This window comes from Kutzneria sp. NPDC052558 (assembly GCF_044547355.1).
In the GTDB taxonomy this organism is placed as follows: Bacteria; Actinomycetota; Actinomycetes; order Mycobacteriales; family Pseudonocardiaceae; genus Kutzneria.
The window spans coordinates 88,862-102,610 of the sequence record NZ_JBIUAG010000002.1 but is presented as its reverse complement, the minus strand read 5'-3'; the positions used below and the strand labels follow the sequence as shown (position 1 = coordinate 102,610).

At 71.0% G+C, this 13,749-nt stretch carries 13 protein-coding genes; 4 read left to right on the top strand and 9 right to left on the bottom strand.

Annotated features, from left to right (window positions below; translation table 11 throughout):
- Positions 1–2 precede the first annotated feature (2 nt).
- Positions 3–383, top strand: coding sequence for a hypothetical protein (locus tag ACIG5F_RS03465; RefSeq protein WP_396515784.1), 381 nt, complete (start codon positions 3–5; stop codon positions 381–383).
- 431 nt (positions 384–814) lie between these two features.
- On the opposite strand, the gene ACIG5F_RS03460 is transcribed toward ACIG5F_RS03465, so the two are convergent.
- On the bottom strand, positions 815–1,723 hold the full coding sequence (locus ACIG5F_RS03460; protein ID WP_396515783.1) for an alcohol dehydrogenase catalytic domain-containing protein: 909 nt from the start codon (positions 1,721–1,723) through the stop codon (positions 815–817).
- 67 nt (positions 1,724–1,790) lie between these two features.
- On the opposite strand from ACIG5F_RS03460, the gene ACIG5F_RS03455 reads away from it, so the two are divergent.
- Entirely contained in the window at positions 1,791–2,318 is a 528-nt protein-coding gene (locus tag ACIG5F_RS03455) for a MarR family winged helix-turn-helix transcriptional regulator (RefSeq protein ID WP_396515782.1), read from the top strand.
- A 14-nt stretch (positions 2,319–2,332) separates the two neighbouring features.
- On the opposite strand, the gene ACIG5F_RS03450 is transcribed toward ACIG5F_RS03455, so the two are convergent.
- The 7 genes from ACIG5F_RS03450 to ACIG5F_RS03420 all read right to left on the bottom strand — a co-directional run bounded on the left by ACIG5F_RS03450 (position 2,333) and on the right by ACIG5F_RS03420 (position 10,797).
- Complete coding sequence (locus ACIG5F_RS03450; RefSeq protein ID WP_396515781.1) at positions 2,333–3,586, bottom strand: epoxide hydrolase family protein; 1,254 nt, start codon at positions 3,584–3,586, stop codon at positions 2,333–2,335.
- A gap of 51 nt (positions 3,587–3,637) precedes the next feature.
- Positions 3,638–4,942: an epoxide hydrolase family protein gene (locus tag ACIG5F_RS03445; RefSeq protein WP_396515780.1), complete on the bottom strand. Its 1,305-nt coding sequence runs from the start codon at positions 4,940–4,942 to the stop codon at positions 3,638–3,640.
- Between the two features lie 106 nt (positions 4,943–5,048).
- Entirely contained in the window at positions 5,049–5,855 is an 807-nt protein-coding gene (locus ACIG5F_RS03440) for an ABC transporter permease (RefSeq protein ID WP_396515779.1), read from the bottom strand.
- A gap of 136 nt (positions 5,856–5,991) precedes the next feature.
- Complete coding sequence (locus tag ACIG5F_RS03435; protein WP_396516366.1) at positions 5,992–6,843, bottom strand: ABC transporter permease; 852 nt, start codon at positions 6,841–6,843, stop codon at positions 5,992–5,994.
- Between the two features lie 93 nt (positions 6,844–6,936).
- A complete protein-coding gene (locus tag ACIG5F_RS03430; protein ID WP_396515778.1) occupies positions 6,937–8,136 on the bottom strand; it encodes an ABC transporter substrate-binding protein in 1,200 nt (399 codons plus the stop codon).
- A 10-nt stretch (positions 8,137–8,146) separates the two neighbouring features.
- Positions 8,147–9,223: an ABC transporter ATP-binding protein gene (locus tag ACIG5F_RS03425; RefSeq protein ID WP_396515777.1), complete on the bottom strand. Its 1,077-nt coding sequence runs from the start codon at positions 9,221–9,223 to the stop codon at positions 8,147–8,149.
- Positions 9,224–9,375: 152 nt separating this feature from the next.
- A complete protein-coding gene (locus ACIG5F_RS03420) occupies positions 9,376–10,797 on the bottom strand; it encodes a gamma-aminobutyraldehyde dehydrogenase (RefSeq protein WP_396515776.1) in 1,422 nt (473 codons plus the stop codon).
- A gap of 135 nt (positions 10,798–10,932) precedes the next feature.
- On the opposite strand from ACIG5F_RS03420, the gene ACIG5F_RS03415 reads away from it, so the two are divergent.
- Positions 10,933–11,727 (top strand): FadR/GntR family transcriptional regulator, encoded by a 795-nt coding sequence (locus ACIG5F_RS03415; protein ID WP_396515775.1) that lies wholly within the window; start codon positions 10,933–10,935, stop codon positions 11,725–11,727.
- Between the two features lie 13 nt (positions 11,728–11,740).
- Positions 11,741–12,472 (top strand): cache domain-containing protein, encoded by a 732-nt coding sequence (locus ACIG5F_RS03410; RefSeq protein ID WP_396515774.1) that lies wholly within the window; start codon positions 11,741–11,743, stop codon positions 12,470–12,472.
- Between the two features lie 13 nt (positions 12,473–12,485).
- On the opposite strand, the gene thrC is transcribed toward ACIG5F_RS03410, so the two are convergent.
- Positions 12,486–13,748, bottom strand: coding sequence for a threonine synthase (thrC, locus tag ACIG5F_RS03405; protein ID WP_396515773.1), 1,263 nt, complete (start codon positions 13,746–13,748; stop codon positions 12,486–12,488).
- Position 13,749: the final 1 nt, after the last annotated feature.

The following is a 13,749-nucleotide window of genomic DNA, read 5'->3' as shown; positions in this document are numbered from 1 at the left end:
TGGTGCAGGACCAGCAGATCGAGGGTGGACAGGTGTTCCGAGAGGCGTGGATCGCCGGGGTCACCAAGCACTTCCCCGGTGAGCCCAAGGCCGGCTACATCACCCCGTGGGCCGACACGCCGGACTGGGAGCGCGCCGCCGCCGGTACCGTCTACGAGCAGGTCCGCGCGTTCCTCCACGCCACCGACGGCAACGCCGCCAAGCTCAGCCGCACGCAGAAGGGGCAGTTCGTCGCCGCCTGCTGGACCGGGCAGATCTACCAGCGCATCCCCGACCCCAAACCGTCCTACGTCGCCGAGTGGACCGACCTGCCCGCATGGCAGCAGGAAACCGACGCCGACATCTTCGAGCGCATTGAGCAGGACTGCGACATCGCCGAGTAAGCGGCACGGGAGGCGGTGTTCGGATGATGGCGCCGAACACCGGAGCACCGTCTCGGAAGCGATCATGATCGCGTACCGCATCGAAGCTGCGAGACGCGCAGTCCGAGTGCCAGCGGCGGAACCGTTTCCCAGGTGGGAGGCGCGGTGCCGAGGTGCGCTGCGGCGGGGTCCGCGGTAGGGCGGGCTACCGAGCGGAAGCCTACGCAGTCGATGGCGTCGGTGAGCCGAAGCGTGGGTGCGGCCTTGGCGCTCGTAGACGATGCCGGGTCGCGGCCGCCTGGGCACCAGGTCAGGCAGCCTCAGGCGTCTCGCGTCCCGACACAGGCGGGCGAGGCCCGCGGGGCTACCTGTGGCTGGCCGGTAGCTGGGGGCAGTCGGGTTGGAGAGGATCCCGGCGCGGATCACCACGAGTCGTCCACCAGTAGCGTGCCTTATTCGGTGGTGAGGATCAGTTTCTCGTGTGCCTGACCGGTGTCGAGGAGTTGGTGCGCGTGTGCGGCCTCGCGTAGCGGCAAGACGCGCTGGTCGCGTAGGCGGAGTGCGCCGGAGGCGAGCAGCGGCATGGTCTGGTCGAGGGCGTCCAGTGCACGGTCCGGGGTGGGGGCGGAGAACGCGATGCCGTGGTCGGCTGCGTGCTCGTCGGCGAGGGTGATCACCCGCGCGGGCCCGCCAGCGAGGTCGACGGCGTCGCCGAGCCCACCTTTGCCGGCGGCGTCGAGGACGGCGTCGACCTTGCCGACGTGGGCGTGCACCTGTGAGAGGAGGTCGGGCCCGTACGGCACGGGGATGGCGCCGAGTTCGCGGGCGAGGTCCTGGTCGCGCGGCCCGGTGGCACTGAAGACGGTGACGCCCTGGGACAGGGCGAGCTGGGTGGCGATCAGGCCGACCGAGCCTCCGCCGCCGAGCACGAGCAGCGTCTCGCCGGGGGCTACGCGCAGCTGCCGTAGGACACCGACGGCAGCTTCGGCCGAGGCCGGCAGCGCTGCGGCGTCGGCCCAGCTCACCGCCGCCGGCTTGGCCGTCCATGAGGAGGCGAGGGCGTACTGGGCGTATCCGCCGAGAGAAGGCAGCAAGGCCGCGACCTCGTCGCCGACCGCGACGCCGGTGACGGCGGGGCCGAGGGCGTCGACGGCGCCCGCGGCCTCGAAGCCGGGAACAGCCAGGGGCGGCAGCGGGAACACCCGTTGCAGGGCGCCGCGGCGGATCTTGAGGTCGGTCGGGCCGACCCCGGCGGCCAGCACGCGGATCCTGATCTGGCCGGGGCCTGGCTCGGGCGTGTCGACCTCGGACCAGGCGAGCACATCGGGCGGCCCGTACTTCGTCAGCACTGCTGCGTACATGGTTCCTCCTGGTCGCGGCGGCGTGTGCGGGATGATGTCGAGGTGGTGAGAAGAAGGCTTGGGTGCGATGTCACGTGACGATCAGGCCGCGCCGGCGCCCGCGCGCGGCTGGCTCAACAGCGACGAGCAACGGGCGTGGCTGGCCTACATCCGGATCCAGCTGCGCCTGACTTATGAGATGAACCGCCAGTTGCTCGCGGACAGCGGCGTGTCGCTGCCCGACTACGACGTGCTGACGGCGCTGGCCGTCGCCGACGACGGGCGGATGCCGATCACCGTGCTCGCCGCCCAGATCGGCTGGGAGCGCAGCCGGCTGTCCCACCACGTTCGGCGGATGGGCACGCGGGACCTCGTGACCTGCGGCCCGTCCGCCGCCGACAAGCGGGTCACCGAGGTGGCCCTGACCGGCCACGGGCGCGGCGTCCTCGAACAGGCGGCGCCCGGCCATGCCGATCTCGTCCGGCAGCTGTTCTTCGACGGATTGCCGGCCGAGCTCATCGGCCCGCTCACCGACGCGCTGGAGGGCGTGTACGCCAACATCATCAAGCAGGGCACGCTGCCGCCGCCCGTCGACTGGCGTCCCCCGCGGGACTGAGCCCTGGGTGTCGGTCATCGCAGGGGCCGGAAGCAGTCGCGCAGTTCGGTGACGAACAGGCTCGGTTGCTCGAAGGCCGCGAAGTGGCCGCCCCGCGGGATCTGGTCGTTCCAGTAGAACAGGTGGCTGTAGGTGCGCTCGGCCCAGATCTTCGGCGCCCGGTAGGTCTCCCGGGGGAAGACGCTGACCCCGACGGGCACGTCGACCTTGAGGGTGCGGAAGTCGGTGGTGAAGCTCTCGGCGTACAGCCTGGCCGACGAGGCCGCCGTGTCGGTGAACCAGTACAGGCTGATGTTGTCCAGGATCCGGTCGCGGCCGAACAGCTTGTCGGGGTCGAGGCCGCTGTCGGACCAGGCGCCGAGCTTCTCGTAGATCCAGGCCGCCTGGCCGGTGGGCGAGTCGGCGAGGCCGTACCCGATCGTCTGCGGGCGGGTGCCCTGCAGGAGCGCGTAGGCGGAGCCATCGGTGTTGAAGGTGGCGAGCTGGGCCAGCGCCGCCTGCTCGGCGGGCGTCGGGGGTCCGTCCAGGGGCGGCGGGCCGAACAGCACGGGCAGGTTGAGGTGGATGGCGGCCAGCCCGGCCGGCCGCTGCACACCCATCCAGGTGGTGACTCCGGCGCCCCAGTCGCCGCCCTGCGCGACGTACCGCGAGTACCCCAGCCGGGTCCCCATCAGGGTGTCCCAGGCCGCGGCGATCCTCGGCAGCCGCCAGCCCGGCTCCGTCGGCTTGTCGGAGAACCCGAAGCCGGGCAGCGCCGGGATGACCACGTCGAAGGCGTCCGCGGCGTTGCCGCCGTGGGCGACGGGGTCGGTCAGCGGGCCGATGACGTCGAGGAACTCCAGCACGGAACCCGGCCAGCCGTGGGTGAGGATGATCGGCAGCGCGCCGGAGTGGGGCGAGCGCACGTGGATGAAGTAGAAGGCGAGGCCGTCGATCGTGGTCCGAAACTGCGGCAGGCTGTTGAGTCGGTGTTCGAGCCGCCGCCAGTCGTAGTCCCGCCGCCAGTAGTCGACCAGGTCCCGCACTCGGGCCAGCGGGGCGCCCTGGATCCAGCCGGCGGCGGTCTCCTGGTCCGGCAGACGGGCGGAGGCCAGCCTGGCGTGCAGGTCGTCGATGTCGCCGCGCGGCACGTGGACCTGGAACGGGACGATCTCGCCGGGCCGCGCGGCCGGAGTCGCCGCGCCGGCGCGAGTGGCCCCGGCCGGCGCGGCGAGGGCCGCGGCTCCTGCTGCCAGCAGCATGCCGCGGCGGGTGACGGATGCGGTCATGACCGAAGCTCCTGAGGTTCGTGAGGCGCGGTGGGATTTGCGGCCGTGGGCCTAGCGCAGCGGCCTGAACGTGTCGCGCAGTTCGCGGACGAAGATCTCCGGCACCTCCCACGCCGCGAAGTGGCCGCCATGCGGGATCTGGTCGTTGAAGTGGATCAGGTTGCGGTAGCAGCGCTCCGCCCAGACGCGGGGCGCGCGCATGATCTCCCGGGGAAAGACCGAGACCCCGACGGGCAGGTCCAGCGACGGCCGCTTGGTGACCGGGTTCTGCCAGTAGATCCGGGCCGAGGACGCCGCCGTGTCGGTCAGCCAGTAGAGGGTGATGTCGTCCAGGGCCGCGTCGATGCCGAACGCCGGGGCGTGGTCGCCGTCGGTCCAGGCCGCGAACTTCTCGTAGATCCAGGCGGCCAGGCCGCTCGGCGAGTCGGCCAGCCCGTAGCCGACGGTCTGCGGCCGGGTGGTCATCTCCCTCAGGTAGCCCGCCCCGTCGGTGGTGAAAGCGGTGATCTGGGCCAGTGCCGCGGTTTCTTCCGGTGTCGGCACGGCGCTGACCGGGGGGTCGAACAGGAACGTCGGGAAGTTGGTGTGGATGCCGAGCAGTCCGGGCGGCGCCAGCTTGGCCAGCGCGTGGGTGACACCCGATCCCCAGTCGCCGCCCTGGGCGACGTATCGGGAGTAGCCCAGGCGCGTCATCAACTGGTGCCACGCCGCGGCGATCCGGTCGACCGTCCAGCCAGTGGCCGTTGGTCGGTCCGAGAACCCGAAGCCGGGCAGTGAGGGGATGACGACGTCGAACGCGTCGGCCGCGGATCCGCCGTGCCGCACGGGGTCGGTGAGCGGGTCGATGGTGTCGAGGAACTCGATGAAGGAGCCCGGCCATCCGTGGCTGAGGATCACCGGCAGCGCCCCGGGGTGTGGGGAGCGGACGTGCAGGAAGTGGACTCCCAGTCCGTCGATCAGGGTCCGGTGCTGAGGCAGTGCGTTGACGCGCCGCTCGAATCGACGCCAGTCGTATGCCTTGGCCCAGTAGTCGATGACAGCCTTCGCACGGGTGAGCGGCACGCCCTGTTCCCAGCCGCTGACCGTGCCCGCATCGGGCCACCTGGTCCGGGCCAGGCGTGCCTTGAGATCGCGCAACGCTTGCTCCGGGGCTTGCACGCGAAGCCGCTCGATGGCCGCTGTCGCCGGCGGGAGCACGAGGTCGGGCGGGACGCTCGCCTCGGCGGGTAGCTCGCCCAGCAGCAGCGCGGCCGGCGCAGCGGCCGCGAGGGTGGCGGCGCCGCCCGCGCGCAGCATCGCCCTGCGGGAGAACCGCCAAGCGTCGGGAAGGCCTTCTGGCTCGGTGATCTGGGCCATCGCCCGTTCAGCTCCTCGCGTCGGCACCTCGGCGGCGCGAGTTTACGTGACATGTCACGTAATGTGGAGACGCGACTCGCGGGAGTGCGGGCGCGGGCCGCCCGGTCTACAGCCGGCCGCCGGAGGCGCTGTCGCCGGACAGCCGCTGGGCCAGGTAGACCGGCACGGTGGAGGCCAGGATCAGGACGGCGGCGACGACGTTCACGATCGGGGCCTGGTTGGGCCGGAACAGGTTGTCGTAGATCCAGATCGGCACGGTCTCCAGGCCCGCGCCGAGGGTGAACGTGGTGACGATGATCTCGTCGAAGGAGAGGGCGAACGCGAGCAGTCCGCCGGCCAGCAGGGCCGAGCGCAGCATCGGGAACGTGACGAGCCGGAAGGTGGTGATGCCGTCGGCGCCGAGGTCCATCGACGCCTCCTCCAGGTTGTTGCCCATGCGGCGCAGCCGGGCCACGACGTTGTTGAACACCACGACGATGCAGAACGTGGCGTGCGCGACGATCGCGGTGAACAGGCCGAGGTTGACGCCGAGGATGGTGCGGAACGCGTTGTTCAGCGCGATGCCGGTGACGATGCCGGGCAGCGCGATCGGCAGCACGATGAGCAGCGACACCGGGTTGCGGCCGATGAACCGGTAGCGCTGCAAGGCGAACGCCGCCATGGTGCCGAGCACCAGCGCGATGGCGGTGGCCGACAGCCCGGCGATCACGCTGGTGCGCAGCGCGGCCAACGCGCCCTCGTTGGCGGCGGCCCGGCTCCACCACTCCAGCGTGAAGCCGGCCGGCGGCCAGCCGAACGTCGGATCGTCGTTGAAGGAGTTGAGGAACACGACCAGCAGCGGGAAATAGATCACGGCGAGGCCGAGCGCGAGCGCGGCCAGCAGCACGCGCCGGGTGGTCCGGGAGAAGGTCACGGCCACGCCTCCTGAGGACGTCGGGACTGGTGTGCCGAGCTGGAACCCGTTGGGCCGCAACGGCTCGGGCTAGCGGTCGGGGCCGGTGATCGAGGCCAGAAACAGGTGGTGGAGGTGGGCCGGGGGGATCCCCGAGCTAAAGGGTGTCGAGGGCGCCGGTGCGGCGGACCGCGGCCAGGTACAGCAGCATGATCACCACGGGCACGAGGGCGACCGTGGCGGCGAACGGCAGGTTGTTGGCGGCGCCGATGTTGTCGTAGACGACGTTGCCGAGCAGTTGGCTGGTGCCGCCGACGATCTTGACGGCGATGTAGTCGCCCAGTGACAGGGAGAAGGTGAAGATCGAGCCGGCGATGACCGCCGGCATGGCCAGCGGCAGCACCACCGAGAAGAACGTCCGCACCGAGCGGGCGCCGAGGTCGCCGGAGGCGTCGACGAGGGAGTCGGGCAGCCGGTCCAGGCCGGCGTAGATGGGCAGGATCATGTACGGCAGCCACAGGTACGACAGCGTGATCACGGTGGCCGGCAGGCCGTAGCCGGGGCCGTCCAGGCCGACCGGGGCGAGCAGCCAGTGCAGCACGCCGTTGCCGGACAGCATGGACCGCCAGGCGTAGGCCTTGACCAGGTAGCTGGCCCACAGCGGGGTCATCACGGCGATCACCAGCAGCCGCTGGGTCCGTCGGGAGGCGAACTTGGCCATGGCGAACGCCATCGGGAAGGCGATCACGGCGTCGATGACGGTGACGAGCACCGCGACGCCGACGGTGCGGATGGTGATGGTGCGGTACACCGCGTCCCGGAACAGGGTGGCGAAGTTGTCCAGGGACCAGCTCACCACCACCTGCCCGGTGAACACGTCGGTGGTCCAGAACGCGGTCACGAACAGCGCCGCTAGCGCGCCGAGGTAGGCGACGCCGAGCCAGGCCAGCGGCGCGGACAGCAGGATGCCCAGTCGCAGGCCCGGCGTGCGGTGCAAGTAGGCCGACAGTCGGCGGCGCGGTGAGGCGCCCGCCGCCGCGCGGTGCGAGGAGGCGCCCGACGGCGGGCGCTGCGGCGGGGTCGTGATCACGGCGGTCACGGGTCAGCCCTTGATCTCGGTCCAGGCCTGGGTCCACGCGCCGTAGTCCTCGCACTTGACGTCGGTGCGGCCGTCCAGGCACTGGGAGATCGGCGTGGTCCAGTAGGCGATCTTCGACGCGTAGGTGGCGTCACCGGCGTGGTAGGTGTCGCAGTGCTTGGTGTCGGTGGTCTGCGCGCACGCCTTGGAGTTGGCCGGCGCCTCGCCGAAGTACTCGGCGACCTGGGCGTTGACCTTGGGGCTGATGATGTAGTTCATCCACAGGTAGGCGCAGTTCTTGTGCTGCGACTTGGCCGCCACCATCCAGGTGTCCGACCAGCCGGTCGCGCCCTCGGAGGGCACCGCCGACTCCAGGGGTACCCCGCCGCTCTTGGTCACGTTGACGGTCACCTGCCACGCGGTGCCCAGGACGGTGTCGGCGCTGGTCAGGGACTGGCTCTCCTTGAGGTAGTCCGACCAGTACTCGCTGACCAGGGGGCGCTGCTTCTTGAGCAGGTCGACGGCGGCCTGGAACTGGGTGCTGTCCAGCGCGTAGGGGTTCTTGATGCCCAGGTCGGGCTGGTGCGCCTTGAGGTAGAGGGCGGCGTCGGCGATGTAGATCGGCGAGTCGTAGGCGGTGATCTTGCCCTTGTACCTGGAGTTCGGGTCGAACATCACCGACCAGGAGGTGGGGGCCGGGGTGACCTTGTCGGTGCGCCAGGTGAGCAGATTGGCGCCCCAGCCGTGCGGGATGCCGTAGGCGACGCCGTTGACGCTGTTCCACGACTGGTTCTTGAGGAAGCCGAACACGTCGTTGTAGTTGGGCACGAGCGAGGTGTTCACCGGCTCCACGTCGCCGGAGGCGATCAGCCGCAGCGAGGCGTCGCCGGAGGCGGACACCACGTCGTACTGGCCGGTCTTCATCAGGCTGATGGCCTCGTCGGAGGTGCCGAACGGCTTGACGTTGACCTTGCAGCCGCTCTGCTGCTCGAACGGGGTCACCCAGTCGATCTTCGGGTCGTTGGAGCCGTTCTCGGCGTAGCCGGGCCAGGCCAGCACCGAGAGTTGGCCCTCGGCCGCGCCGAGCTTGCCGAGTGCGGGCAGGGCCGGCGGGGTGAAGCCCTGGGTGCCGCCGGTGGCCGTCGAGTTGCCGGCGGTGGTGCCGCAGGCGGTGAGCGCGAGGCCCGCCGCGAGCAGCCCGGCCAGCAGCGCCGTGTTCTTCATGATCGACCTTTCATTCCGTGCCGGTGACCGGGAAGTTGTGCTCGTGCCGCCAGGTCAGCCGGACCCGGCCGTTGCTGAAGCCCGGCACGCCGTCGGTGTTCTGCCGGACCACGGACAGCTGTCCGCCGGCGTCCAGCGTCACCTCGAAGCGCATGGTCGCGCCCGCGTACACCACGTCGGTGACGGTGCCGGTCGCGCTGGTCTCGCCGGGACCGGCCGGGCGGGCCAGGTCGCCGTCGATGCGGATCTTCTCGGGGCGGATGCTGAACAGCCCGGCCATGCCGATCACCGTTTCCGCCGCGTGCCCGCCGAGCAGGTTGGAGGTGCCGACGAAGCCGGCCACGAACGCGGTCGCGGGCCGCTCGTAGACCTCCTGCGGGGTGCCGACCTGCTCGATCCGGCCGGCGTTGAACACCGCGATCCGGTCGCTCATGGTCAGCGCCTCGTCCTGGTCGTGGGTGACGAACACGAAGGTGATGTCGACATCTCTCTGTAGTTGCTTGAGTTCGCTCTGCATCGCGTGCCGAAGTTTCAGGTCGAGCGCGCCGAGCGGCTCGTCCAGCAGCAGCACCCGGGGCCGGTTGACCAGGGCCCGGGCCAGCGCGACGCGCTGCCGCTGCCCACCGGACAACTGGGACGGTCGCCGGCGGCCGAAGTCCTCAAGGCGCACGGAGCGCAGCGCGTCGGCGGCGCGGGACTCTCGCTCGGCCCGGGGCACGCCCTTGACCTTGAGCCCGTATTCGACGTTGCGACGCACGCTCATGTGCGGGAACAGGGCGTAGTCCTGGAAGACGGTGTTCACGTCCCGGTCGAACGGGGCCAGCCGGCTCACGTCCCGGCCGCCGAGTTCGATGGCGCCGGCGGTGGGCTGCTCGAAGCCGGCGATCATCCGCAGCACGGTCGTCTTGCCGGAGCCGGACGGCCCGAGCATCGAGAAGAATTCACCCGGTCGGATGTCGAGGTCGACGCCGTCGACCGCGGTGATCGAGCCGAAGCTCTTGCGTAGGCCGCGCAGCCGGACCGCGGGCACGTCGGCGGCCGCGGGCGGCGGGCCGCCGAGTGCGATGTCGGGGGCTTGGTGGGGCATCGCGGGCCTCCGGATCTCTACAGAGCCGATGTCCTGCCGAGCTGATGTTCCTGCTGGGCCGGTTCCACGGGGGGCTGATGTTCCTGCTGGGCCTGTCTTCTCCGGGCCGGACGTCCTGTGGGGCCGGCGTCCTACGAGATCGATGTGGCGTGCTACAGGGCGCTCATCACGTGCTTGACGCGGGTGTAGTCCTCCAGGCCGTAGAGCGAGAGGTCCTTGCCGTAGCCGGATTTCTTGAAGCCGCCGTGAGGCATCTCGGCGACCAGGGGGATATGGGTGTTGATCCAGACGCAGCCGAAGTCGAGGCGGCCGGCCATCCGCATCGCGCGCTGGTGGTCGGTGGTCCACACCGAGGACGCCAGCCCGTAGGGCACGCCGTTGGCGGCGGCCAGCGCCTCGGCCTCGTCGGCGAAGCGCTGCACGGTGATCACCGGCCCGAACACCTCGTGCTGGCTGATCTCGTCCTGTTGCCGCATGCCGGAAACCACGGTGGCGCCGTAGAAGTAGCCCTTGTCGCCGACGCGTTCGCCGCCACTGTGGACGGTCGCGTGCGCGGGGAGCCGGTCGACGAATCCGGCGACGCGGTCGAGTTGGCCGGCGTTGTTGAGCGGGCCGTAGTCGGCGGAGGTGTCGTCGGGGCCGCCGGTTCTGGTCGCCTGGGCGCGGGCGGTGAGGGCTGCGACGAAATCGTCGTGCGCCTCGGCGGCGACCAGCACCCGGGTCGCGGCCGTGCAGTCCTGGCCTGCGTTGAAGTAGCCGGCCATCGCGATCGTCTCGGCCGCGGCCTCGATGTCGGCGTCGGCGAACACCACGACCGGCGCCTTGCCGCCCAGTTCCAGGTGCACGCGTTTGACGTCCGCGGCGGCCGCGCCGGCGACCTCGGCGCCGGCCCGGACCGAGCCGGTGATCGACACCATCGCCGGGATCTCGTGGCTGACCAGTGCCCGTCCCGTGTCCCGGTCGCCGCAGACCACGTTGAACACGCCCGGCGGCAGGAACTCGGCGGCGATCTCGGCCAGCAGCACCGTCGAGGCCGGCGTGGTGTCGGACGGCTTCAACACCACGGTGTTGCCGGCCGCCAGCGCCGGCGCGATCTTCCAGACCGCCATCATCAGCGGGTAGTTCCACGGCGTCACCTGCGCGCACACCCCGACCGGCTCGCGCCGGACGAACGAGGTGTGGCCGGCCAGGTACTCGCCGGCCGACTTGCCCTCCAGGACCCGGGCCGCGCCGGCGAAGAAGCGGAGTTGGTCGACGACCACCGGCAGTTCCTCGGATGCCGTGAGCGCCAACGGTTTTCCCGTGTTCTCGCACTCGACGCGGACCAGCTCGTCGGCCCGGCTCTCCACCGCGTCGGCGATCTTCAGCAGCGCCAGCTGCCGCTGGGCCGGCGTCGTGTCGCGCCACGCCTCGAAGGCCGCCTTCGCTGCGTGCAGCGCACCGTCGACGTCCGCCGCACCGGCCACCGGCGCGGTGCAGTAGGGCTGGCCGGTCGCTGGATCCACGATGTCCACGCGCTGTTCGGAGACGGAGTCGACGTAGGCCCCGTCGATGAAATGGTGCAGCTGTCGCATCGCGACTCCCTGCGGTCCCGGATGGCGGAGGAGCGGGATGCCGGTAAACATATGAGACCATATGTCATATGGCAAGAGGGTGGGGCAGGATTGATGTGCCGGTCGGAATGGAAGTCGGGAAGGGCGAGGGTCGGTATGGGGCAGGCGAGGTCGCACGTGTTCGCGTCGCTGGGCGATCTCGGGCGGGCCGAGGCGGTGACGGCGCGGCTGGTGGACGCCATCTCGATGGGGCTGCTGGCCGACGGGGAGCAGTTGCCGAGCGAGGCGGAGCTGGCCGGGCAGTTCGGGGTGGCGACCGTGACCGTCCGGGAAGCGCTGGTGGCGCTGAGACAGCAGGGGCTGGTGGCGACGAGACGGGGGCGTGGTGGCGGAAGTTTTGTCATCACGCCGAGCGACGGATCACCGGCATCGTGGCGGCAGCGGCTGCGGGAGGTGTCGCTGAGCGAGCTGAGGGACATCGGGGACCACTACCTGGCGGTGGCGGGAGCGGCGGCGCGGCTGGCGGCGGAGCGGAGCTCGCCGGAGGACGTGGAGCGGCTGCGGCTGGCGACGGAGGACCTGCGCAGGGCGACCGAACCGGAAGGCGGGCGGGCGGGCGGCGCAGCGGAACATGCCGGTGCGGCGGGAGCGATCCCGGCCGATGGCGTGGCGGGGGAGTTGGCGGCGGCGAGGGCGGAGAGGCAGTTTCATCTGGAGGTGGCGGCGGCGGCGCAGTCGCCGAGGTTGACGCACCAGGAGGTGCAGTTGCAGGGGGAGCGGGGCGGGCTGTTGTGGTTGCCGCACAGTGCCAACGCGCACCTCGAGCATCGGGCGATCGCGGAGGCGATCGCGCACCAGGACGGGGAGCTGGCCAGGAAGTTGACGGAGGAGCACATTCTGCAGGCGGTGGATCGGCTGGTGGACATGCACCTGGAGCTGCTGGAGCCCTAAGCTTCCCCTCTGGATGGCTGACTGGGCCGGAGCAGCCGAGGTGGGCATGAAACGCGAGGACGAGGTCGTCGAACACGTCTCAGCGATCGTCGAGGACGTCTTCGACCGGCTGAAGCCGGTGCTGGTGGCGGTGGAGTCGCTGCTGGCGGACGTGGCGGAGGTCCGGGCCCGCGACCTGGACCGGGTGCGGCCGCAGGTGATCGAGGCGCTGGGCGGCCTGGTGGTCGGGGCGGGCTATGTGGCGGCGCCGCACGTGCTGGCCGACCAGGAGTACGGGTTCGAGTGGTGGACGGGCACGGGCCCGCAGCCGGAGCAGCTGTTCATCAGCCTGGAGCCGGGCAGCGCCAACTTCCTGGACTACACAAGGCAGTCCTGGTTCACGGTGTCGAGGGACACGGGCCGCCGGCACGTGAACGGACCGTACGTGGACTACCTCTGCACGGACGAGTACACGCTGACGTTCACGGTCCCGGCGCGGCGGAACGGGGCGTTCGCGGGGGTGGTGGGCGCCGACGTGTACGTCCGGGAGTTCGAGCATGTGCTGCAACCGAAGCTGCGCCACCTGGGATCGCGAGCGGCGCTCGTGAACGCGCAGGGCCGGGTGATCGTCTCCAACAGCGCGCGGCTGCCGACGGGCTCGCTGATGCGGGAGGCGGACGTGCCGGCCTGGTGGAACGCCGGCGCGCAGACGCGCGCCGGCGTTCGCCGCTGTGGGGATGCCCCGATCGTGCTGGTAATACCCTAGAACGGGAAGCCTCTTACAGGCCGAGGGCCTCGGTCACGGCGGCGGCGTTCGGCGGCACGACGGCCTTGGGGCCGATGCGGTCGGCGACGGCGTCGAGCGTCTTGAGACCGTCGCCGGTGATGAGCAGGACGGTGTCGGCGTCGGGGTCGAGCCGGCCGCTCTCGACGAGCTTCTTGGCGGTCGCCACGGTCACGCCGCCGGCGGTCTCGCAGAAGATGCCCTCGGTCCGGGCCAGCAGCCGGATGCCCTCGACGACCTCCTCGTCGGTGACGTCCTCGACGGCGCCGCCGGTGCGGCGCACGGTGTCCAGCACGTACGGACCGTCGGCGGGGGCGCCGATGGCCAGCGACCGGGCGATGGTGTCGGGCCGGACCGGCGACACGACGTCGGTGCCGGCCTTGTAGGCGGCGGACACCGGGGAGCAGCCGGTGGCCTGGGCGCCGAACACCCGGTACGGGGTGGCGTCGACAAGGCCGAGCTCGCCGAGCTCGCGGAAACCCTTGTCCACCTTGGTCAACTGCGAGCCGGAGGCGACCGGCACCACGATCTGGCCGGGCAGCCGCCAGCCGAGCTGCTCGGCGACCTCGTAGGCCAGGGTCTTGGAGCCCTCGGCGTAGTACGGGCGGACGTTGACGTTCACGAACGCCCAGTCCTCGTGCTCGGCGGCGAGCTGGGTGGCCAGCCGGTTCACGTCGTCGTAGTTGCCGTCGACGGCGATCAGGGCCCCGTCGTAGACGGCGGTGGTGAGGATCTTGGCCTGCTCCAGCGAGGACGGGATCAGCACGACCGACTCCCAGCCGGCGCGGGCGGCCGCGGCGGCCACGGCGTTGGCCAGGTTGCCGGTGGAGGGGCAGGCCAGCACCTTGAAGCCGAGTTGCCGGGCGGCGGCAAGGGCCACGGCCACGACGCGGTCCTTGAACGAGTGCGTGGGGTTGCCGGTGTCGTCCTTCACCCACAGGTTGCGCACGCCGAGCGCGGCGCCGAGGCGGTCGGCCTTGACCAGGCGGGTCAGGCCGGGCTCGGTGTTGGGGAAGCTCTGCACGTCGGTCGGCACCGGCAGCAGGTCGCGGTAGCGCCAGATCGACTTGGGGCCGGCCTCGATGCTCTCGCGGGTGACGCGGCCGAAGTCGTAGGCGACTTCAAGGGGGCCGAAACACTCGCTACAGGCGAATTCCGCGGCCAGCGGGATCTGGTGTCCGCACTCGCGGCAGCTCAGGGCGCGCGCGGGCCCGAGGTTGAACGCGGCGGTGGTGCGGGCGTCGACAGTCGAGGTCATG

Bases quoted from the DNA above. Each gene is read 5' to 3' on its own strand.
- ACIG5F_RS03425 (WP_396515777.1), bottom strand. From the start codon at position 9,223: ATGCCCCACCAAGCCCCCGACATCGCACTCGGCGGCCCGCCGCCCGCG.
- thrC (WP_396515773.1), bottom strand. From the start codon at position 13,748: ATGACCTCGACTGTCGACGCCCGCACCACCGCCGCGTTCAACCTCGGG.
- ACIG5F_RS03415 (WP_396515775.1), top strand. From the start codon at position 10,933: ATGGGGCAGGCGAGGTCGCACGTGTTCGCGTCGCTGGGCGATCTCGGG.
- ACIG5F_RS03430 (WP_396515778.1), bottom strand. From the start codon at position 8,136: ATGAAGAACACGGCGCTGCTGGCCGGGCTGCTCGCGGCGGGCCTCGCG.
- ACIG5F_RS03450 (WP_396515781.1), bottom strand. From the start codon at position 3,586: ATGACCGCATCCGTCACCCGCCGCGGCATGCTGCTGGCAGCAGGAGCC.
- ACIG5F_RS03410 (WP_396515774.1), top strand. From the start codon at position 11,741: ATGGCTGACTGGGCCGGAGCAGCCGAGGTGGGCATGAAACGCGAGGAC.
- ACIG5F_RS03445 (WP_396515780.1), bottom strand. From the start codon at position 4,942: ATGGCCCAGATCACCGAGCCAGAAGGCCTTCCCGACGCTTGGCGGTTC.
- ACIG5F_RS03460 (WP_396515783.1), bottom strand. From the start codon at position 1,723: ATGTACGCAGCAGTGCTGACGAAGTACGGGCCGCCCGATGTGCTCGCC.
- ACIG5F_RS03455 (WP_396515782.1), top strand. From the start codon at position 1,791: ATGTCACGTGACGATCAGGCCGCGCCGGCGCCCGCGCGCGGCTGGCTC.
- ACIG5F_RS03420 (WP_396515776.1), bottom strand. From the start codon at position 10,797: ATGCGACAGCTGCACCATTTCATCGACGGGGCCTACGTCGACTCCGTC.